The sequence below is a fragment of the Aeromonas sp. 96A genome (assembly GCF_051919165.1).
Classification (GTDB): domain Bacteria; phylum Pseudomonadota; class Gammaproteobacteria; order Enterobacterales; family Aeromonadaceae; genus Aeromonas; species Aeromonas veronii.
The window spans coordinates 3,659,140-3,679,673 of sequence record NZ_JBQBFE010000001.1 but is presented as its reverse complement, the minus strand read 5'-3'; the positions used below and the strand labels follow the sequence as shown (position 1 = coordinate 3,679,673).

Sequence of the window (20,534 nt, the reverse complement as noted above, 5' to 3'; positions counted from 1 at the left end):
TCGCGTCCTCGACCCGCCCCATTTCCCTGTTTATCCCCGTTGCCAGGCACGCATATCGTAACCTGTGGGAGATTGATGCAACCGCAGATGAAATTGCTCAATGATGGCGAAGATATGGTCGAAAATATCGGCCTGGATCCCTTCGTAATCAGCCCATGCGGTCGTCGCGGTAAAGCAGTAAATTTCCAGCGGCAAACCGTCTGACGTGGGTGCCAGCTGGCGCACCATCAGGGTCATGTCCTTGCGAATGCCGGGGTGGGCGCGCAGGTAGGCATCCAGATAGGCGCGCAGGGTGCCGAGATTGGTGAGGTGACGACCATTGATGGGACAACTCAATGCATCGCTCAGCTGCTGGTTGTAAGCGCTCAGCTCCTGCTCCTTGCGACTGAGATAGGGAGCCAGCAGTTGTGCCTGCTTGAGCTGCAACTGCTCCTCGGCCGTCAGAAAACGCACGCTAGTCATGTCGATATTGACGCTGCGCTTGATGCGGCGGCCGCCCGACTCGGTCATCCCCTGCCAGTTCTTGAAAGAGTCGGAGATCAGGGCATAGGTGGGAATGGTGGTGATGGTCTTGTCCCAGTTCGATACCTTGACCGTAGTAAGCCCGATGTCGGTCACCTCGCCATCGGCGCCGTACTTGTCCATCTGCAGCCAGTCACCGACGCTCAGCATCCGGTTGGCGGAGAGCTGGATCCCCGCCACCAGCCCGAGGATGGGGTCCTTGAATACCAGCATCAGCACTGCGGTCATGGCACCCAGACCGCTGAACAGGAACAGCGGCGACTTGCCGAGCAGCAGGGCGATCATCAGGATGCCCACCAGAATGCTGCCTACCAGCTTGGCCCCCTGGAAGATGCCGCGCAGGGGCAAATCCCGACCAAGGCGGGTGTAACGGCTCACCGACAACAGGCAGTCGAGCAGGGCGAAGAAGGCCAGCAGCAGGAACAGTAAAATCCAGAGCTGGGCCACCATCTCGATAAGCTTGAGGCTATCCGATTGACGGGGCAGCCAGATCTCCGCCTGACCGAGCAGCACGGCCCCCTGCAGCACGAAGGCGAGCCGGTTGAAGAGGCGCTGTTGCAGCTGGGGCGGCAGCCATACCTGCTTGGCCTTGCCGAGGATCCCCACCAGCCGGACCAGCAGTACCCGGTGCAGCGCCATGTGCAGCAGCAACGAGGTGATGACGATAAAGCCCAGCGCGATCACCAGCGCCATCAGGCTGGTCACTTCCACCCCAAGGCCCGACAACCAGTTAAAAAACGCCTCTTTCATTGCTCTCTCCCGAACCGGGCAGCCCGCTGGCTGCAAAAACAGTGGTGGTCAGGGTACCGCTCCCCTCCCCCATGTCAAATCGGCGTACGCCAGAAATGACAACGCCCGGCACAGGCCGGGCGTTGTTTCAAAGCGAGGTTGACTTAGCAGACCAGGCTCAGGGCATCGCGAGCGATAACCAGCTCTTCGTTGGTCGGGATCACCATGGCGCAACGGCTGTCGGCGGTGGTGATGCGACCTTCGCCACCCAGTACCGCGGCGTTGTTGGCCTCTTTGTCCACCTTGAAGCCGAACAGGGCCAGACGGTTCAGCACCATCTCGCGCACCATGGCGGCGTTCTCACCGATACCACCGGTAAAGACCACGGCGTCCAGACGACCGTCCATCGCAGCGGCATAGGCGCCGACATACTTGGCCACACGGTAGGTGAAGACATCCAGCGCACGCTTGGCACCGGCGTCGGTGGCGTAGTTGGTGGTGACGTAGCGGCAGTCGCTGCTCGCTTCTGTCATCCCCAGCAGACCGGACTCACGGGTCAGGGTGTGGTTGATCTGCTCCACGCTGTAACCGAGCTGGTCGTGCATGAAGAAGACCACGGCCGGATCGATATCGCCGGAGCGGGTACCCATCGCCAGACCTTCCAGCGGAGTCAGACCCATGGAGGTGTCAACGGATTCGCCGTTCTTGATGGCGCAGACAGAGGCACCGTTACCTAGGTGGCAGTTGATGATGTTCAGTTCATTCAACGGCTTGCCCAGCTCTTTTGCCGCTTCTTCCGCGATGTAGCGGTGAGAAGTACCGTGGGCACCGTAACGACGGATGCCGTGTTCGCGGTAGAGCTTGTGCGGCAGCGCATAGAGGTAGGCCTCTTGCGGCAGTGTCTGGTGGAACGCGGTGTCGAAGACGGCCACGTTCTTCTCGGACAGCTGCGGGAACACTTTCAGCGCGGCGCGAATACCGATGAGGTGCGCCGGGTTGTGCAGCGGGGCGAACGGAATGGCGGCTTCGATACCGGCGATCACGCCGTCATCAATGCGCACGGAGCGGGAGAACTGCTCGCCACCGTGTACGATTCGGTGACCAATGGCCACCAGTTGCTCGGCAAGAGTCGGATCCTGCGGCAGGATGTGACCCACGATATGGTCGAGGGCCTCTTGGTGAGCGGCACCCGCTCCCAGCATGGCTTCGCCCTTGACCCCGTGGAGTTTCCATTTGATACGTGCATCATCCAGATTGAAGCATTCGGCCAGGCCGGACAGCATGTCCTCACCTGTTTCGGCGTCCATTACGGCAAATTTCAGGGAAGAGCTACCGCAGTTAAGGATCAATACCAACTTGCTCATTTTCTACATCTTCCTGTGCTTCGGCTTTATGCCGACAGTGTCGTGTCATCCAAAAAAGAGGATGGGATTCCCCTGCCGGGGGCTTATGGTCGCAGGAGGGTGCGTCCAATTTTTAAATTCTTGCTCTTGAAAGAGTGATCGCAACTTGTGGTGCGTATCACTGGTTTCAATTCTTGCTCTTGAAAGAGTCATCGCAACTTGTGGTGCGTATCACTGGTTTCAATGCTTGCGAGTCTCAACGCATCAGCTGCGCAGGGCTCGCCTCAATGGGAATGCTCAGGCGATAGCCAGCAGATCCTTGTGTACCTTGACCACCAGCTTCTTCACCTTGGCGGGCTGGTTGAAGGTACAGAGCGGGCGGTGCAGCTCGCCCGGCCAGAAGATGGCGAAATCGCCCGGTTGCAGCGCCAGATAGCTGGTCTGTTCGTCATCGACAAACCAGAGGTCAGGATGGGGATGGTCGGCGCCGTCGCTCACGTAGTCGTGGGGGCCCACACCTATCCACTCTGCACCGCGCAGCAGCAACTGGATATCGAGATACTGCTGATGGAATTCACCACGGCGATCCGCGGCTGGCTCGGTCAGCTCCTCGCTCACCAGACAGAACAGGTTGAGGCCATCGATCTCGGTCTTGCCGAGCGGAGCGTCACCCCAGTGAGCCACGCTCTTCACCACCTCGGCCATGATGCGGGCCAGCGGGGCGGGCAGCGGCGTCCGCTGCAGGGTGTTCAGGCTACCGGTGATCATGGCGTCTGTTTCCTGTTAGGTATATCTGGGCGGCATCTTTGCCAGCCAATGAAAAAGGACCTGTGACAGGTCCTTCAATAATGCCGTCTGCAATCCTTGCAAACCGGTTTAGAGCTTTTGCTCATGTTCAGCTATATGGGCACTGTTACACACTCGTCAGCACCTTGCCAAGAGACATAATCCCATTTTCATAGTGATCGTACCAGCTGAAACCATATTATTCACCACCCTTTCCCCCTCGACTTTGACCAGACGCAAAAACGGGCGCATCAGCGCCCGTTTTTTTCGCAAAACCGTTTAACAACCGGTTTCATTCAAGCCTTTTTGGCGTTTTCCACCGGTTTGGCGTACATGGCACGCCAGATCGCCTTGTGCTCTTCCGGCACCTCTGACTGACGGGTCAGGAAGGCCGCCTGCTCGATGGTATTGGCCTTGCCGGAGACATCTGCCGCCAGATAGTTGCTGGGGAAGAGGTGGTAGCTGCTCCAGATCGCCTTGTCGATCAGCGCGGCCAGTTCGTCCGGATCACTGAAGCCCTCGGTAATCGGCGCACCGAAGGAGACGTGTACCCGCCCCTTCATGCCGACGATACCGGCGACGATACTCTCGATATCCTCGAACTCGCCCTTCTCGTAGCTGCCGTTGACCGACTTCTCGTAGAGCTCGCGCGCCTTCGCCTTGTCGGTCGGATCCAGCTCGTAGCTGATGCTGACCGGCACGATATTGAGGCTGCGCATGTAGTCGACGAAGTCAATCTTCTGCTTCTTGCCGTCGACGTAGAACATCTTGAGGATGGCGGGATCTGTCTTGTCATCGCCATTCTTGGCGCGCCCTTCCTTCTGGGCAATCCAGATGGAGTGACCTTCGTGGACCGAGTTGCCGATATAGGCAGACAGCTCGCCGAGCGCCTTCATCATCTCCCGCGGCCCCTTGGCCGAGCGTTTGACGATAAAGCTCTTGTTGAGCTTCATCAGCTCGGTGGCGCAGGGTTTGCGCAGCAGGTTGTCACCGATGGCGATGCGCACGGTATCGAAACCGTGGGTGTGCAGCCCCCAGTTGACGAACGCCGGGTCCATGGCGATGTCTCTGTGGTTGGAGACAAAAAGATAGCCCTGCTCTTTCTTAAGATGCTCGATCCCGGAGAAGGTCACCCCCTTGGTGGAGGTGGCGATCATGCGGGACATGTACCGGGTGACCCCCATCTGGACCTGATGCACAGTGGTCACTTTTGACCATTTGCGGCGCAGGAACAGGCGGATCATCGGGCGGATGGCCCAACCCAGCCAGCTCATCAGGGAACCGAAACGATACTTGGCGATGGCGCCGATAAATTCATCATCCTGGATCAGCCGTTCGATGGCTGCCGGCACTTCTTCATCGCGGTAGGGGCGAATATCCGCGAATCTATCTACTTCAGTCACAATGTCAGCCTTGCATGCTAGGAAACCGCAGCCAACCCGCGTTGGCCGGGGAAAATTCAGGGCGCAATTTTACACGCTTTTATGGCAAGGGGTATGAGACAAGCATGAATAGTGAGATCTGACCAGTTTATTAATCAGTTGCCAGTGCCAGCGCGACCGCCGCTTCGGCATGGATGGCAGTGGTGTCGTAGAGCGGCACCGCCGCCCGGGCATCCCCCACCAGCAGGGCAATCTCGGTGCAGCCGAGGATCACCGCCTCGGCACCCGCGGCCGCCAGCCCCTCGATAATGGCCAGATACTCGGCCCGCGATGATTCACGGATCTCCCCCAGACAGAGCTCGTCATAGATGATCCTGTGTACCCGCTCCCGCCCGGCCTCATCGGGTACCAGCACCGCCAACCCGAAGCGCTCCTGCAAGCGCCCTTTGTAAAAATCCTGCTCCATGGTGAAGCGGGTGCCGAGCAGGCCAACCCGGGTTATCCCGTCCGCCTGCAATTTGGCCGCGGTAGCATCGGCGATATGGAGCAGCGGGATATCGATGGCCGCCTCAATCTCGGGGGCAACCTTGTGCATGGTGTTAGTGCCGATCAGCAAGAAATCGGCGCCGCCATCCTGCAACTTGCGCGCCTCCGCCGCCAGCAGGCGGGCGGTAGCGGGCCAGTCACCGGCATGCTGCAGCCGCTCGATAGCGGCAAAGTCGACGCTATTGAGCAGCACCCGCGCCGAGTGCAAACCACCGAGCTGTGCCCGCACCCCGCGGTTGAGCGCCTGATAATAACTGACGGTGGACTCCCAGCTCATGCCACCCAACAGACCGATACATTTCATAGGAACTCCTTCATTCCAAGGGAGGGCAGAACCACGCCACCTTGCAGGCAAGGTCACGCGGGCGAGATAAAAAAGGCCCCGCAGGGCCAACAAGACAGCCGGTAAAGGCCCGGGTCAACCTCGGGCTAAATCCAGATCATCCCGACACAGGCGGCCGTCGCCAGCCCCATGCCAAGGTTGAAACGCCGCCAGCCCCGGGCAGTGCGGATGATTTGCCGCACCTGGGCACCAAAAAGCACCCAGAACGCCCCAGTATAGAGGCCGGTAATAAAGAAGATCACCAACACCCAGAGCGCGGAGGGCCAGTAAGCCTCCCCCGCCAGGGTGAAACCGCTGATGGCGGAGAGCGCCATCATCCATGCCTTGGGATTGAGCAGTTGCAGCATGGCCCCCTGATGAGCGGGAATAAGCGGCCGGTTGCCCTCGGCCGGGCCGCTGGCCGTCGCCACCTTCCACGCCAGCCAGAGCAGATACGCCGAACCGATAAGCTTGAGGCCGTCGTGCAGCAGCGGCACCTTCTCGAACACCACGCCAAGCCCCAGCGCGGTAGCGAGGATCATCAGATTGATCCCCCCGACCACCCCAACCAGCAGGGGAATCGTGCGGCGAAAACCCTGCGCCGCCCCGGCGCTGGTGAGCAACATATTGTTGGGCCCCGGCGTGCCGCAGGTAACCAGGGCAAACCCCGCCAGGGGCAGTAACCAGTTCAGATCCATCTCAACCTCTTGTCGATACAACGCCCCCGTTATGGGGAAAGCCTTCTAATATGCAGAGCCAACCCCGTGGCGACAAGTCAGAAATGCCTCTTTCTCGGCCACCTCCCCCATCAGCGCAGCACGGCTCAATACCAGAGCATCACCACGCAGAGCGCCGTCAGCAGACCGAGAGAACCGTTGAGTCGCCGCCAGCCCCGATCCGAGCTGATCCAGTTGCTCAGCTGATGGCCGAACAGTACCCAGACAAAGCAGACCGGCAGGGCCACCAGCACAAACATGACCATCACCGCCAGCTGACTCGGCCAGTAACTGGCGCCGGGCAGGCTGAACAGACTGATGGCAGAGATCCCCATCATCCACGCCTTGGGATTGAGGAACTGAAAGCCCAGCCCCTCCAGCATGGTCAGCGGACGGGCCCTCCGGGCCGGATCCCCCGGCGCCCCGGCCACCGCGATACGCCACGCCAGCCACAACAGATAGAGGCTGCCGAAGATCTGCAAACCGAGGCGTAATAAGGGCCAGCGCTCGAACAGGGGATAGAGCCCCAGCGCCAGCACCAGTTGCAACACCGGCTGCCCCAACCCTACCCCGAGCAGATGTGGCAGGGTGCGACGCACCCCGAAGTTGGCACCGGAAGCCGTCAGCATCAGGTTGTTGGGCCCCGGCGTACCGCAGGTGAGTACGGCAAAACCGAACAGGGTGACATACCACTCCATCGTCATATTGTGACTCCTTGCTCGCCACATTGTATCGATACAATGTGTGCTATTTAGTTGTTATCAGGTTGAAATTCACGCTATATTGACAACAAATTTTGATCAATGGATTTATTGTCACCATGACAATCTGGACGCCCGACCTTACGGCCTTCGATGGCCCCCTTTACCTCAAGCTGGTCAAAGCGATCGAACAGGGGATCGCGAATGGCGAGCTGCCACTGCAGACCCGATTGCCTACCCACCGATCCCTGGCGGATCGTCTGGGTGTCACCGTCGGCACCGTCACCCGCGCCTACAGCGAGGCGGAGCGGCGCGGCCTGCTTGCCGCCCGGGTGGGCCACGGCACCTGGGTCAAGGGAGCGAACACGGATCCCGCCAATGAGTGGGTGATCCGCCAGGAGGAGGGGCATCGCATCGAGCTGTGGCAGAACCTGCCGGTGCAGCTGGATCGGGCGGCCATCATTCGCCCCATGTTGGGGGAAGTGGCGGACGGGGATCTCAACGCCCTGCTCGGCTATGACAAGGAGGCGGGACGACCGGATCAGCGCCAGCAGTTCGTCAACTGGCTGGCGGAGCAAGGGGTGGCCTGCAGTGAGGATCGCCTGCTATTCAGCCACGGCGCCCAGCACGGCATCATGCTGGCGCTGCTGGCTACCAATTGCGTGGGGGAGACCATCCTGTGCGAGGGGCTGAGCTACCCCGGCATGCTGGGTAACGCTCGCCAGCTGAAGAATCAGGTGGTGGGGCTCGCGATGGATGAGGAGGGGCTGCTGCCCGAGGCACTGGACGCCGCCTGCCGTACCCGCCGGGCCAAGCTGCTCTACCTCACCCCGACCCTGCAAAACCCCACCACCGCCATCATGAGTCTGGCGCGGCGGGAGGCCATCGTCGCCATCGCTCGTCGCCACGATCTGCTGATCATCGAGGATGACGTCAACGGCCTGTTGCCCCAGCAACCTGTGATCCCTCTGGTCAATCTGGCGCCGGAGCGGGTCATCTATCTGGGCAGTCTGGCCAAGATCGCCTGCGGCGGTCTGCGGGTGGGCTTCGTGCTGACGCCCCCCGCCCTGCGCAGCGCCTTCGCCCAGACCATGCGGCTGTCGAGCTGGATGGTGAGCCCGCTGCTGATCGAGCTGGCCTGCAAAATGGTCAGTCAGCGCCAGATCATGCCGCTGGTCGAGCAGCAGCGAGAGATCCTCAAGCGCCGTGGCGAACTGCTGCGCCACCTGCTGCCCGCCGCCCGCTGGCAGCCGGGCAGCATGCACGCCTGGCTGCCGCTGCCGGAGCCCTGGCGCAGCCAGCAGTTTGCTGCCGCCGCCGATGCCCTTGACGTTGGCGTGGCTAGCGGGGAACACTTCGCCGCCGGTCAGTTTGCCGCTCCGCAAGGGGTGCGCCTGAGCCTGAGCCAACCCGCCACCGACGCCCGGGTCGGCGAGGGGCTGGCCCGTCTGGCCCAACTGCTGCAGGGGACGCCCCCCAGCAATCCCCTGCTATAGTCAGGGCCAACCGACCTGACCTTCACGCTTCATCGTCATAGCCAAGGAGATGCCGTGCCCCCCATCAGAGCCGCCCTGCTGCTTGCCACCCTGTTGTTGGGTGGCTGCGCCTCGTCAACGACCCACCAGCAGCTGGGGGCCGCGCTCAATGGACTGGAAGGGGAGTTGCAACGACTGGAAGAGGAGCTGGCGGCGATGAACGGCCTGCACTATCAAAAGGCGATCGATGCGCCGCTCAGTTTGCGCCGCGCACTCGGGGCGCCGCAGCCCACCCCAGAGGGGCTGGTGCCGGTGGCCAGCAAGCTGGAGGATGGGCCACTCCTGCGCTATCAATACCGACTGCCAGTGGGGATGGCGAGTCTGCCCCAGGACAACCTCTGCCAGCGCTACGAGTTCGAGCTGCGCCATCTGGGCCGCCTCGGCAAGCTGGAATTGAGCTGGCTGGGGGAACAGGGCAAGGGGTCGCGGCTGATCCGCCAGAGCGATTGCCCCTTCGGGGCGCAGATCCGCCCTCGGCAATAACAGGTTGCCGCCCTGAGAGTGGTATAACAGATTGAAATAACAGCCCATAGTGCGCCCTCCAGCACCCTGCTGGCTACTGTCAGCTTTTCACTCAGCGAGTGCTGTGCCTATGTTCCTCTTGGGTCTACCATAATCAACCTAATGGTTTGCTCACAGGACGTACCTGCATGACGATACTGCTGCTCGAAGAGGATCCCCTGCTCCGTAGCGCCATCACTCGGGAACTGACCGAACAGGGGGTGCCCGCCGACCGGATCCACTACCACAGCCATCCAAACCACGAGCGCAGCGGCCTGCTAGCCTTGCTGCAACAGCACGCCTTCGACGCCATCATCTGTCAGCAGGACAAGCAGCAGGATCTTGACGGAGCCCGGCTGCTGCACGAAGCGCACTATCTCGGCCTGCTGCAACCCGGTTGCGTATTGCTGCTGCTCGATGCCGATCAGAATGAGCAGGAGTTTCTCCCCTCGGATCTCTACTTCTCCCTCTATCTGCCCCTCCCCTTCATGACCCAGCAGCTCACCGCGGTGCTCGGCCAGCTGGTGAAGTTAAGCAACCTGACCCGCACGCTGGCCGCCCCCATTCTGCTGCGGGAGTGGCAACTTGCCACCGCCCTCTGTGAAGACTTGCTGTTTCAACGGGAGAATCGCTCGCTGACCCCCTGGCTGGATCGACTCAAGGGCTACCTGCTGCTGCAATCAGCCGAGCGGATCACTGCCGCCCAGCACTATGCCCTCTGTGCCAACGAGTATCAGGCGAGCTGGCCAAGGGCCGGGCTCTTCTACGCCATGCTGGGGCTCGGCAAATTGCAAAGCGCCCGGACCGACTTGCAGCGCCATCAGGCCAGTGTCTCGATGGCCACCCGGCTGGAGCTGCAACTCGCCAGCCAGCTGCATCAGCATCACTGGCTGGCGGCGTGGGAGACCATGGGAGAGCTGCTGCAGATCCGCCCCCATCAGCCGCGCTGGCATCAGCTGGCGATGTTGCTCGGGCTGGTGCTGCAAGATGAGGATAAGGTGCTGGAGCAGGCCAACAGCCTGACCCTGCGCCACTTCAGCGAGCAGCGCGTCCGGCTCGCCATCGACAGCTTCATGCTCAATGCCAGTCTGGCGGTGCTGTGGCACGCCCCCTCCAGCAACCGGATCCGCTCCCTGCAACAGGAGTGGGAGCACCTCAAGCGCACCGTCCACCTGCAACCCCACGAATATGAGCTGCTGCAGGCGTTGATGCTGGGGCTGGATTATCGCTTCGACGAGGCGCTGATCCTGATTGCCCACCACCAGCCGGATGAGGGGAGCGACAACCACCTCACCCTGCTGCTCGGCTTTGCAGTCAGCCAGTTCTGCGGTTTGCCCCACCACGCCCAGCGCTACCTGACCCAGCTGACCCAATACCGCGTCAGGGTGGCGCCCCACCCGCTCACTCGCCAGCTGTTCCACCATCTGGTGGCCGAGCTGGGCCAGCGCCTGACGGCGAGAGAGCTGCGGCTGAGCGAACTGCGCCAGCTGCGCCACAAGGCGATGCAGGCCAGCCAGTATCAGACCGCCCTGCAAGCGGGCTTGCAGCTGCTGGAGGAGTTCCCCGCCCTGCCGGGCGATGCCTGGCAACTGCTGGAGCTGCTGCAACACTGCTGGCCTGCGGGTATGGCCGCTCCCAGGGTGGCACTGCTGGTCGATACCCTGGAGCGGCGCCTCAAGCACAGCCCCGCGTTTCTCGATCAGCATGCCCAGCAGTACCAGCGCACCCTGCAGGAGATCCGCACCCACCTGCAGCCGCACCTCTCCGGCAGCGGCCCCTCCTGTCTTGTCGCAGGGCAGCCCGAGCCGTGATGATGCAGGCGCCGTACAAATCGGCATTGTCGGCAAAGCCAATATAGAGAGAGGGGAGCCTTGGCTCCCCTCTCTCTATATTGGTTCTCTGTCAGCTGATGGCGATGAGCGTTGGGCTCAAACCAGTGCGTCACTCTCCAGCGCCGCCTTGAGAAAATCTTTCCAGCTGATGATGCCGACCAGGGCGCCATTCTCCAGCACCGGCAGGCAGGAGACCCCCTTCTCCAGCATCAGCTTGACGCCGTCGCGCACGGTGAGATGGGGTGCGATGGTGACGAGCTGACGACTCATGATCTGGTGGGCCCGCTTGTTGAGGGTTTCGGTATCGCGGCTCATCTCGGCTTCGGAGTCGAGATAGGGGCTGATGGCGCGGAACAGATCCCGATCCGAGATGACCCCCACCAGCTCCTCCTCCTCCAGCACCAGCAGGTGGCGAAAGTGTGCCTGCTCGAAGATATCCCTGATGACTCGGAGTCGATCATCCATTGAAACGGTGGCGACCCGGGTCGTCATAATATCCCTGATATGCATGCTAACCTCCCGTAACCAAACTGGTTTCTCTGTTATGGCATGTTTTTGCAGCGCCAGCCAGTGGCCAGCCCTTCGCTACAGTGCAAATCAGCGTCATTTCACGTAAGATCCGCGCCAGTTTTTCTCCTCCATTTTGAGCAAGCAGATCCCACCCATGATAGTTGCCAGTCAAATCGAACTGATCCGCGGCGGCCGCAAGCTGCTGGACAACGCCTCCGCCACCATTCACCCCGGCCACAAAGTGGGTCTGGTGGGCAAAAACGGCTGTGGCAAGTCCACCTTTTTTGCACTGGTACGGGGCGAGCTGGCCATCGACAGCGGCACCTTCAGCCTGCCCGCTGGCTGGCAGATTGCAGGCGTCGCGCAGGAGACCCCGGCGCTCGACTGCTCCGCGCTCGAGTATGTGATCGACGGCGACAAGGAGTTCCGCTCGCTGGAAGCCCAGCTGGTGCAGGCCGAGCAGGATGACAATGGTCTGCTGGTGGCCGAGCTGCACGGTCGCCTCGATACCATAGGCGCCTACAGCATTCGCGCCCGCGCCGCCGAGCTGCTGCACGGTCTCGGTTTCAGCGACGAGCAGCTGAGCTCGCCGGTGCGCAGCTTCTCCGGTGGCTGGCGCATGCGCCTCAACCTCGCCCAAGCGCTGCTCTGCCGCTCCGATCTGCTGCTGCTCGATGAACCGACCAACCACCTGGATCTCGATGCGCTGATCTGGCTGGAGAAGTGGCTCAAGGGCTATCAGGGCACGCTGGTGCTCATCTCTCACGACCACGATTTCCTCGATTCGGTCATCAGCCGCATCATCCATATCGAGAACGGCAAGCTCAACGAATACACCGGCGGCTACTCCGACTTCGAACTGCAGCGCGCCGAACATCTGGCCCAGCAGCAGTCGATGTACGAGAAGCAGCAGCGGGAGATGTCCCACATGCAGGCGTATGTGGACCGCTTCCGCTACAAGGCCTCCAAAGCCCGTCAGGCCCAGAGCCGCCTGAAAGCCATGGAGCGGATGGAGAAGATCCTGCCCGCCCACGCCGACTCGGAATTCAGCTTCGAGTTTCGTGAGCCGTCGGCCCTGCCGACCCCGCTCATCGCCATGGAGAACCTCTCTGCCGGTTACGGCGACAAGGTGATCCTGGAGAAGATCAAACTCAATCTGGTACCGGGTTCGCGCATCGGTCTGCTCGGTCGTAACGGCGCCGGCAAGTCCACCTTTATCAAGATGCTGTCCGGCTCCAACCCGCCGCTCTCCGGCAAGCTCGAAGTGAGCGCCGGGGTGAGCATCGGTTACTTCGCCCAGCATCAGCTGGAGACCCTGCGTCTCGATGATTCCCCGCTCGATCATCTGGCCCGCCTCGCGCCGGACAAGACCGAGCAGGAGCTGCGCAACTATCTGGGCAGCTTCGGTTTTCACGGTGACAAGGCGCTCGACAAGGTGGCGCCCTTCTCCGGTGGCGAAAAAGCGCGGCTGGTGCTGGCGCTGATCACCTGGCAAAAGCCGAACCTCCTGCTGCTGGATGAACCGACCAACCACCTGGATCTGGAGATGCGCCACGCCCTGACCATGGCGTTGCAAGGCTTCGAAGGGGCCATGGTGGTGGTCTCCCACGACCGTCACCTGCTGCGTACCACCACAGATGACTTCTATCTGGTACACGGTGGCCGGGTCGAGCCGTTCGACGGCGATCTGGACGACTACCACAAGTGGCTCGGCGAGCAGGAGAAAGAGGCCAACGCCAAACCGGCGGATGGCCCCGTCTCTGCCAACTCGGCAGTGGCGCGCAAGGATCAGAAGCGGCGCGAGGCGGAGTTCCGCCAGCAAACCCGCCCCCTGCGCCAGAAGCTGGAAAAGCTCGAAGCGAGCATGGAGAAGCTGCAAGGCAAGCTTGGCGACATCGAGAGCCAACTGGCCGATCCGGCCATCTACGAAGAGAGCGCTAAAACCAAGCTCTCCGATCTGCTCAAATCCCAGGGCCCCCTCAAGGAGCAACTGGAAGAGGTGGAGCTGGAGTGGATGAGCCTCAGTGAGGAGCTGGAAACCATGGAGCAAGCCTTCTTTGCGTGACGAACAGCTAATGGCCAGCGAGCGGGTCGCGGTCCACGAATTGCCGACGCCGATCGGCTTCTGGCACTGGAGCGGCAAGATCTATGGTGAGCGCAGCCAGGATTGGCTCACCGTGCAGGAGCAGGGGGGCAACGTCAATCTCGCGCTGCTGCTGCACCGGCTCGATCAACTCGGCATCGTAGTCGATCTCACCGACCTGCAACCGGCGCTGGTGCAGACCGAGGCGGTGCTGACCCCGTGGCGCGCCCTGCGCCAGAGCGCCAAGACGCGACTCGACGAGCAGCAATATCAGTCGATGCTGGCCCACGAGCTGGAGCTGGAGCGGCTGCAACAGGGCGTCCTGTTGCAGACCCTGCGCAGCCTCTCCCTGTTTCGCGGCAACAGCCGCAATTTGTTGAACTATCTATCGTTACTGGGTGCCCAGCAGGGCCCCCTCAGAGATCTAATATGCTGAGCTACCGCCACGCCTTTCACGCCGGCAACCATGCCGACGTGCTGAAACACGCCGTTCAGGCCCTGATCATCGAGTCCCTCAAGAAGAAGGAGAAACCCTTCATCGTGCTGGACACCCATGCCGGTGGCGGTCTCTACGACCTGCGCGGCGACTGGTCCCAGAAGAAGGCCGAGTATGCCGACGGCATCGGCCGCCTGTGGGACGAGCGGGCCCAGTGGTCTGCCATGGCCCCCTATCTCGGCGTTATCGAGGAGATGAACCAGAACGGTGAGCTGCACTACTACCCCGGCTCGCCGGAGCTCTCCCGCCGCCTCACCCGCGAGCAGGACAAGCTGGCGCTGATGGAGCTGCACAACAACGAGGTCGAAGATCTGCGCGCCAACATGGGTTATGACCCTCGCGTCGCCGTACACCACCGTGACGGCTTCGAGGGGCTGATCGCCCTGCTGCCGCCGACCCCGCGCCGCGGGCTGGTGCTGATCGACCCGCCCTATGAGCTCAAAGAAGATTACTTCGCCGTGGTCGATACCCTGAAAAAGGCGCAGAAACGCTGGGCGACCGGCATCTATGCCCTCTGGTATCCGATCCTCGGGCAAGAGGCAGACAAATCCCGCGACATGCTGCGCGCCATCAAGCGCGAGAACTTCGGCAACGTGCTGGTGGCCGAGCTGGAAGTGGCCGGTCAGACTGCCGACTGGGGCATGAACGGCTCAGGCATGCTGATCATCAGCCCGCCCTGGATGCTGGACGAGCAGATTGAAGCCTTTCTCAAACCGCTCTGTGCCAAGCTGGCTCAGGGTGCAGGCGCCCAGTACAAGGTGGAGTGGCTCAACAAGGCCGAGGATTAATCCCCGCCCCCGCTGCGCTCACCGAATTCAAAAGCAAAAGCCCCATCACGGGGCTTTTTCTATTGGTGCGGCCGGTGTGTGCGGCAGCCTGAACCAGCCCGCCCTATGAGCGGACAGGCAGATCCTGTTTCAGCGCAACCAGCAACAGGGCCAGCAGGCCAAAGGGCGGGAACAGGCAGAGCAGGGAGCAGATAAGGGTGATCAGAGCCGGATGCTCGCTCTTGCGGCGCGCCAGTCGCCAGGCGATGAGGCCGACGATGACCATTAGCAACGCAATGAACTGGCCAAGCAGGGTGGCATTGATATTCATGAAAGATCCTTTTTCATGGGCAAGTGTGAAGAACCTGTACTTTATCGCCTTTGTTGCGATTGGCAACCGCTGAACCGCACCGGCCACTCGCCCGTTGATAGGTTCTCTCTATTTCGGCAATAGATGAGAATAGTTTTCATTTAATCTCATTTCGGCGGATACTCTCATCATCAACAGAGGGAGCCGCCATCATGAAAAAGACCATCAGCTTTGCCATCCTGCACTTCGGTGTCGCCTTTACCGTGGCCTACCTGCTGACCGGTGAACTGCTGACCGCCAGCCTGATCGCCCTGATCGAGCCCGCCGTCAACACGGTCGCCTTCTACTTTCATGACCTCGGCTGGCACAAGCTCAAACCAAATCACAGCCTGCAGGCCAAGACCAGCAGCTTCGCGGTGGTCCACTTCTCGGTGGCCTTCGGGGTTGCCTTCCTGCTGAGCGGCGAGCTGCTCACCGGCGGCGTGATGGCGATGATCGAACCGGCCATCAATACCGTGGTGTTCTTCTTCCACGAGCGGCTGTGGCGCGCCCGCAGTCAGCAACTGGCGCTGGCCTGATCAACCGGGCAACCGCCTCCCCCTTTATCGCGGCCACAAAAAACCCGACATTCCGGCCAGGAGTGTCGGGTTTGTCCGTTTGGCAGCCATTCAGCAGTGCAAGTACGCTCGGCTCCCCTGCTGCATTGCCCTGTAGAGTGTGCTGTAGTAGGCAGATATGCCCTCCTCATTGCTGGAATCTATCGATGAACAAGACCTTGCTTGCCACCCTGCTGTTTGCCCCTCTGCTGGCCAGCGCCGCAACCCCTTCCTTTGACTGCACCAAAGCCTCAGGGTCGGTCGAAACCCTGATCTGCAAGGATGCCGGACTGGCCGCCCTTGATAACGAACTGGCGGCCCTCTACCCCAAGGCGATTGCAGCGCTCTCTCCCGAACAGCTCAAGACCGAGCGTGCCATGCAGCGCGGCTGGATCAAGGGTCGCAACGACTGCTGGAAGGGGCAGGATCTGCGCCAGTGTGTGGAAGATAACTACCTGCTGCGGATCACCGAACTGCAGATCAGCGGCGGCCAGCTGATGGTGCCGGCACCGGTCAACTACCAGTGCGGCAAGAGCGTCATGCTCTCTACCTACTTCTATAACGATGCCAAGCTGCCCGCCGCAGTGATCAACCTGAGCGAGGGCGACAAGCAGCAACAAGTGCTCGCCTATGAAACCCCCAGCGCCAGCGGCGCCCGTTATGAAGGGCAAAATCTCACCTTCTTCACCAAGGGGGACGACGCCACGCTGGAGCGTTACGGCCAGCCAACCCTCACCTGCATGGAAAATCCGACCAAGGGCTGAGGCTCATGGGGGCGGCTCGTCTTGCCGCCCCCCACCTTGACTAGATAGCGATATCCAGCGGTTTTCCTTCCCGCACAATCCGCAACTTGAGCGACCCCGGCTTGCCGGTGCTGAGCAGTTCACGCACTTTGTCGATCTCGAGGGGGCGATAAGCCACCCCGTTGATCTGCTCCAGAATGTCGCCGTTGGCCAGACCATAGGGGGCAAGATCCCGTTCGTCGCTGTAGTAGACCTGCAGATGCTCGCCATCAAAACGCACCCCGATATTGCGCAGGACTGGTGGCACTTTGCGCGCCAGGCTGTCGGCGTCGTAGCAGAGCATCATCCGCCCGGGCATGATCGCAAAGCGATTGAAGCGGTTAACAAAATCCAGCCCCAGACCATACTGCTCATTGCTGTTTTCCGACACGCGCAGCTCACCGAGCTGGCGCTCATCAAAGTGCAGGCCGGTGAGGATATGTTCACGCCCTTCCACCATACCGCTGGCGTCCACCCCTTTGCGTGGCATCGCATCTTCGCCAGCGATCGCCTTCTGGCTGGCCATAAAGTCGATAAAGGCATGGTCGGCATAGCTCTGATCGGCCCCGGTATCCAGATACATGCGCACGCTGCTCTCGCCGTGGGTCAGATACACTGCCGGGGAGCGGTTGTAGCTATCTTCATAGCCGATGCAACGCTCGAAGGTGGCTGCCGACGGTGCCGTCAGCAAAGCCGTGAGCTGATGCTTGTCGCGATCAAACACCCAGTTGAAACGGCGAATAGTGTCGATCCCGAGGATGCCATCGATACGGCTGCCGAGAGACTGGGAGAAAAGATCGAAATCAACGGTTGCCCACAGATCGCTGTCATCAATGGTGACCGACCCCAGCGAGAAGGGCTGCGGCTCAACAAAGCCAAGCTGCTCGCTGCCCAGTTGGCTCGAAACGCTGCTCACACTGGCAAAATCAGCCTGATAGGCCCTGGGCAATTCGCTTAAGGTCAGCGCCTTGAAGCGGCTGGCTAAACGACGATCGATAAAGGTGATACTGGCCCCGGTATCGAGCAAAAACAGGTACTGCTCACCCGCTATGGTGACGGGGATTAGGGGGGCACTTTCGTAATGCACTGTCAGCACCGGGCCGGGTGCATTGCGCTTGGTGGATGAATCCGGGGCTGTGCAGCCTTGGACGACGAACAGGGCCAACATGGCCAGCGCCACTTTGAACTGCGACTTCATAACTCTCCTTCCCGATAGCAGATGCCCCCGCGACGCCACCACATAATGCTATCTTGTTGATTTATAGATAAATAAGCTATTTCAGCGGGGACTGCGGACAATAACAAAGAGTTTTATGCTGGTTCAAGCCAGATATGACCATGAATATTCTATGGTGATAGCTCGAGAATGGTTGTTCACGCTATGTCGGCGCGTCATCAATCGTGGGTGATATTTGATTAATTTATTGATCTTGCACAGAAATTCTCAATATTGAGCTTTCTCTCCACAGCGCCATGGTTAATATTGCCATTTGGCAACAATTGCCTCGTCGGAGTCTCCCATGAGCCATGCCAACCCCATCCCGTTGGTGAAACGCAGCAGACTGGAGGCTGAAATTCAGGGGCGGTAGCCATGCCGCTATTTGCCATGACTAACGTCATACTGATTTTCTATACAGTCGCAATTGTTGTGTAAAAAGAAGAGGTCCATCGAATACGACCAGCTTCAGAGGCAGGAACTTAACCAATTGATTTAAAATATAATTTTCGGAGTGCCATATCGGGCAGGAGTGGAGTTAGATAGAAGGTGGTATTAATGTGTTAGTACCACCTTCTATCTAATCACTGTTATGAATCAATGGATCTCCTATGAAAGATGACCTCGTATTAGTGGCACTGGATGCAGAGCAGATAGCCAAAGCGAAAGATGAAAATGGGAAGCGTAAGCAGATAACCCATGCGCTTGTCGTTGGAAACTACGGGGTGATGTTCGGTACTGAGAAGCAATGCATGAAGTATTACTCGGTCTGGAAGGATATCTTCAAAGACCTATTCGGCAAGTGCTACGAAACAGACCAGTACTATCTCACCACCTATACAAGCTCTGGCAATGTGGTGATGGACCTGATAGAAGAGTCCGATAGACGCAAACCCAAAATAGATTTCATCGAAGATGCGATGAAGCACGAGAAAAAAGGCTTTTGGGCCAAATTGTTTAGCCGCCAGCAAAACTCATAACCAGAAATGTCAGTTCGTTCCGGCCTTGAAGGGTCTACACCGGACGCCCTTTTCTCCGCTTCGCTACAAAAGGTCGATGCTAAACAATGGTGTTATGGCTAAAGGAAAGAATTGTGATACACGAAAGCTACTATTGGAAACAACTCTTATTGGAAAGTACTGAAGAGTTTAGGCGATTCAAAGATCTTCCTGATATTGATGAGGAAACACATGTCAAAATCGAGAAAGCCATATTTATTGGTTTTTACTCGATTAGAAAATTGCTAGAGACCGAGACTAAATTGACGGATAGTCTTAAATCTGGACTTCATAAGGTGTCTTGGTTTCAGTGCGTCGGTACGGAAGTCACGTGGCGCAATAATCACAAACTAGACGAGCTTTACAATTTAAATAGACCTCACTCAGAAAGTCGAGATCTCTGGTTCATTGCTAGCCGAATAATACATAGTTTTATTTTCAATATCTATGTTAACGAAGGCGGAGGTTTTGATGGAGCATTCTTCACTTCAGATAGTGACAAAAACAAAAAGCTATACTCCCTAACCACTGATGAAATCATTGATATCTTTGAACTTGTTGGCAATAATAATGTTACAGAATTAGAGTGGTATCGCTGCCCTGAAACAGGAAGAGGAATAACACGAGCCACATAGCCATAACATGTAAATTAACTACGCGCCTACGGCGCTAGACGCGGCAGAGCCGCGCAGCTTATTGAGGCGTTAAGCATCAGGAGTTAATGGTGGCATACGAGATATACGATTGGCTTGATATAAGCAGAAGATATAAAAGCTCCATATTATTGGGTAATGGTGCATCAATTAGTCTAGATAAATCATTTACATATGCATCGTTAAAAAAACATGCAATCGATCATGGGTTGTTATCTGAAGATGTAGAAATGCTATTTGAACATTTCGAAACGGATGATTTTGAGTTGATATTGCGTTTAGTCTGGCAGGCAAACAAGGTAAATTCAGCTCTAAAAATTAAAGATAATGCAACAGAAAAGGCATACAAACATGTTCGAGATTGCTTAATCAAGGCAGTACGCAGCATCCACCCTGAATACGATGAAATTGAGGGAGATCTAGATACAGTAGGTGAATTTTTAAGTAGGTTTAAAACGGTTTTTTCATTAAATTATGACCTTACATTATATTGGGTCATGATGAAAGCTAATAGCAATGAAGATGGGCATAAGTTCAAGGATTGTTTTCTTCACGGTAAATTTGATGAAGATTGGGCTAGATTCAGAGAGCCGTATAGCTGGCAAGATAAGCGTATAACGTTAGTTTTCTATCCTCATGGCAATCTGGCATTAGCTCGCAATGTTGTAGAAGAGGAAATTAAACTAAGTAGCCGAGTCGGCTCAGATTTGTTGAATAGTATATTGCATGAGTGGAAATCAGGCGAGTGTATTCCTCTATTCGTAAGCGAGGGTATTTCTAACCAGAAAGTTCGCTCAATCCAAAACAGTCATTACCTCAACACTGTATATAGAGAAGTGATCCCAGATATATGGCGTAGTTTGGTTATATATGGGTGGGGGCTTGGAGATCATGATGTTCATATTATCGAGCGCATAAGAGCATCGAATGTTAGGCGAATAGCTGTGTCTGTATTTGGATATGATCAAGCATACTGCCGTAGAGTAGCCGAAATTATTTACGATAGTTTTGGTCGCGATTTTATAATCGATTTCTTTGATAGTAAAAGTCCAGGGTGCTGGAACAATGATGCTTAATAAGTATTTTAAGGCGGATTCGCAACGCTTGATATTTGCAGTTAGCGGTAAACTTATTTAGGTGGTATGCGGAAACATCGCATTGCCTTACTCACAGCTTGATCGGGTGTTATGTGCTAATACTCAAGGAAT

21 protein-coding genes are annotated in these 20,534 nt (G+C 58.3%); 11 read left to right on the top strand and 10 right to left on the bottom strand.

Annotated features, from left to right (window positions below; translation table 11 throughout):
- Positions 1 to 30: 30 nt before the first annotated feature.
- From ACTG2W_RS17155 to ACTG2W_RS17125, 7 genes are all read right to left on the bottom strand, one after another.
- Entirely contained in the window at positions 31 to 1,272 is a 1,242-nt protein-coding gene (locus ACTG2W_RS17155; RefSeq protein WP_005335524.1) for a mechanosensitive ion channel family protein, read from the bottom strand.
- A 143-nt stretch (positions 1,273 to 1,415) separates the two neighbouring features.
- On the bottom strand, positions 1,416 to 2,615 hold the full coding sequence (locus ACTG2W_RS17150) for an acetate kinase (protein WP_005354534.1): 1,200 nt from the start codon (positions 2,613 to 2,615) through the stop codon (positions 1,416 to 1,418).
- A 276-nt stretch (positions 2,616 to 2,891) separates the two neighbouring features.
- Positions 2,892 to 3,362, bottom strand: coding sequence for a YhcH/YjgK/YiaL family protein (locus ACTG2W_RS17145; RefSeq protein WP_005362789.1), 471 nt, complete (start codon positions 3,360 to 3,362; stop codon positions 2,892 to 2,894).
- A 314-nt stretch (positions 3,363 to 3,676) separates the two neighbouring features.
- Positions 3,677 to 4,783, bottom strand: a complete 1,107-nt coding sequence (locus ACTG2W_RS17140; protein WP_005362790.1) for a 1-acyl-sn-glycerol-3-phosphate acyltransferase — start codon at positions 4,781 to 4,783, stop codon at positions 3,677 to 3,679.
- 130 nt (positions 4,784 to 4,913) lie between these two features.
- Complete coding sequence (locus ACTG2W_RS17135) at positions 4,914 to 5,612, bottom strand: aspartate/glutamate racemase family protein (RefSeq protein ID WP_106844360.1); 699 nt, start codon at positions 5,610 to 5,612, stop codon at positions 4,914 to 4,916.
- Positions 5,613 to 5,737: 125 nt separating this feature from the next.
- Positions 5,738 to 6,328 (bottom strand): LysE family translocator, encoded by a 591-nt coding sequence (locus ACTG2W_RS17130; RefSeq protein WP_005335534.1) that lies wholly within the window; start codon positions 6,326 to 6,328, stop codon positions 5,738 to 5,740.
- 125 nt (positions 6,329 to 6,453) lie between these two features.
- On the bottom strand, positions 6,454 to 7,050 hold the full coding sequence (locus ACTG2W_RS17125) for a LysE family translocator (protein WP_100645168.1): 597 nt from the start codon (positions 7,048 to 7,050) through the stop codon (positions 6,454 to 6,456).
- A 116-nt stretch (positions 7,051 to 7,166) separates the two neighbouring features.
- On the opposite strand from ACTG2W_RS17125, the gene ACTG2W_RS17120 reads away from it, so the two are divergent.
- The 3 genes from ACTG2W_RS17120 to ACTG2W_RS17110 all read left to right on the top strand — a co-directional run bounded on the left by ACTG2W_RS17120 (position 7,167) and on the right by ACTG2W_RS17110 (position 10,894).
- A complete protein-coding gene (locus ACTG2W_RS17120; RefSeq protein WP_106844361.1) occupies positions 7,167 to 8,543 on the top strand; it encodes an aminotransferase-like domain-containing protein in 1,377 nt (458 codons plus the stop codon).
- A 54-nt stretch (positions 8,544 to 8,597) separates the two neighbouring features.
- A complete protein-coding gene (locus tag ACTG2W_RS17115; protein WP_440016426.1) occupies positions 8,598 to 9,065 on the top strand; it encodes a hypothetical protein in 468 nt (155 codons plus the stop codon).
- A gap of 167 nt (positions 9,066 to 9,232) precedes the next feature.
- The gene (locus ACTG2W_RS17110; RefSeq protein ID WP_440016425.1) at positions 9,233 to 10,894 is read left to right on the top strand and encodes a hypothetical protein; all 1,662 of its coding nucleotides are present in this window, start codon (positions 9,233 to 9,235) and stop codon (positions 10,892 to 10,894) included.
- Between the two features lie 117 nt (positions 10,895 to 11,011).
- On the opposite strand, the gene ACTG2W_RS17105 is transcribed toward ACTG2W_RS17110, so the two are convergent.
- Positions 11,012 to 11,425 (bottom strand): CBS domain-containing protein, encoded by a 414-nt coding sequence (locus tag ACTG2W_RS17105; RefSeq protein ID WP_040068349.1) that lies wholly within the window; start codon positions 11,423 to 11,425, stop codon positions 11,012 to 11,014.
- A 154-nt stretch (positions 11,426 to 11,579) separates the two neighbouring features.
- On the opposite strand from ACTG2W_RS17105, the gene ACTG2W_RS17100 reads away from it, so the two are divergent.
- Genes ACTG2W_RS17100 through ACTG2W_RS17090 form a run of 3 tightly spaced genes read left to right on the top strand, consistent with a single transcriptional unit; the run spans position 11,580 to position 14,792 of the window.
- Positions 11,580 to 13,490, top strand: coding sequence for an ABC transporter ATP-binding protein (locus tag ACTG2W_RS17100; protein ID WP_440016424.1), 1,911 nt, complete (start codon positions 11,580 to 11,582; stop codon positions 13,488 to 13,490).
- Entirely contained in the window at positions 13,483 to 13,944 is a 462-nt protein-coding gene (locus tag ACTG2W_RS17095) for a DUF2390 domain-containing protein (RefSeq protein ID WP_160881788.1), read from the top strand. Before ACTG2W_RS17100 ends, ACTG2W_RS17095 begins: the two co-directional genes overlap by 8 nt.
- Entirely contained in the window at positions 13,938 to 14,792 is an 855-nt protein-coding gene (locus tag ACTG2W_RS17090; protein WP_040068346.1) for a 23S rRNA (adenine(2030)-N(6))-methyltransferase RlmJ, read from the top strand. The genes ACTG2W_RS17095 and ACTG2W_RS17090 overlap by 7 nt, the downstream gene beginning before the upstream one ends.
- Positions 14,793 to 14,895: 103 nt before the next feature.
- Here the strand turns inward: ACTG2W_RS17090 and ACTG2W_RS17085 are convergent, their stop codons facing one another.
- Positions 14,896 to 15,102, bottom strand: coding sequence for a hypothetical protein (locus tag ACTG2W_RS17085; RefSeq protein ID WP_069528890.1), 207 nt, complete (start codon positions 15,100 to 15,102; stop codon positions 14,896 to 14,898).
- A 191-nt stretch (positions 15,103 to 15,293) separates the two neighbouring features.
- Between ACTG2W_RS17085 and ACTG2W_RS17080 the strand changes: the two genes are divergently transcribed.
- Together ACTG2W_RS17080 and ACTG2W_RS17075 are read left to right on the top strand one after the other, a co-directional pair.
- Positions 15,294 to 15,659: a DUF2061 domain-containing protein gene (locus ACTG2W_RS17080; protein ID WP_042084552.1), complete on the top strand. Its 366-nt coding sequence runs from the start codon at positions 15,294 to 15,296 to the stop codon at positions 15,657 to 15,659.
- Between the two features lie 185 nt (positions 15,660 to 15,844).
- The gene (locus tag ACTG2W_RS17075; protein ID WP_106844366.1) at positions 15,845 to 16,441 is read left to right on the top strand and encodes an MliC family protein; all 597 of its coding nucleotides are present in this window, start codon (positions 15,845 to 15,847) and stop codon (positions 16,439 to 16,441) included.
- A gap of 40 nt (positions 16,442 to 16,481) precedes the next feature.
- On the opposite strand, the gene ACTG2W_RS17070 is transcribed toward ACTG2W_RS17075, so the two are convergent.
- The gene (locus ACTG2W_RS17070; RefSeq protein WP_106844367.1) at positions 16,482 to 17,657 is read right to left on the bottom strand and encodes a retropepsin-like aspartic protease; all 1,176 of its coding nucleotides are present in this window, start codon (positions 17,655 to 17,657) and stop codon (positions 16,482 to 16,484) included.
- A gap of 629 nt (positions 17,658 to 18,286) precedes the next feature.
- Between ACTG2W_RS17070 and ACTG2W_RS17065 the strand changes: the two genes are divergently transcribed.
- The 3 genes from ACTG2W_RS17065 (at position 18,287) to ACTG2W_RS17055 (ending at position 20,402) form a co-directional block, all read left to right on the top strand.
- Positions 18,287 to 18,655 (top strand): hypothetical protein, encoded by a 369-nt coding sequence (locus ACTG2W_RS17065; protein ID WP_106844368.1) that lies wholly within the window; start codon positions 18,287 to 18,289, stop codon positions 18,653 to 18,655.
- A gap of 113 nt (positions 18,656 to 18,768) precedes the next feature.
- Positions 18,769 to 19,308, top strand: coding sequence for a hypothetical protein (locus ACTG2W_RS17060; protein WP_106844369.1), 540 nt, complete (start codon positions 18,769 to 18,771; stop codon positions 19,306 to 19,308).
- Between the two features lie 89 nt (positions 19,309 to 19,397).
- On the top strand, positions 19,398 to 20,402 hold the full coding sequence (locus ACTG2W_RS17055) for a DUF4917 family protein (protein WP_235657041.1): 1,005 nt from the start codon (positions 19,398 to 19,400) through the stop codon (positions 20,400 to 20,402).
- Positions 20,403 to 20,534 lie beyond the last annotated feature (132 nt).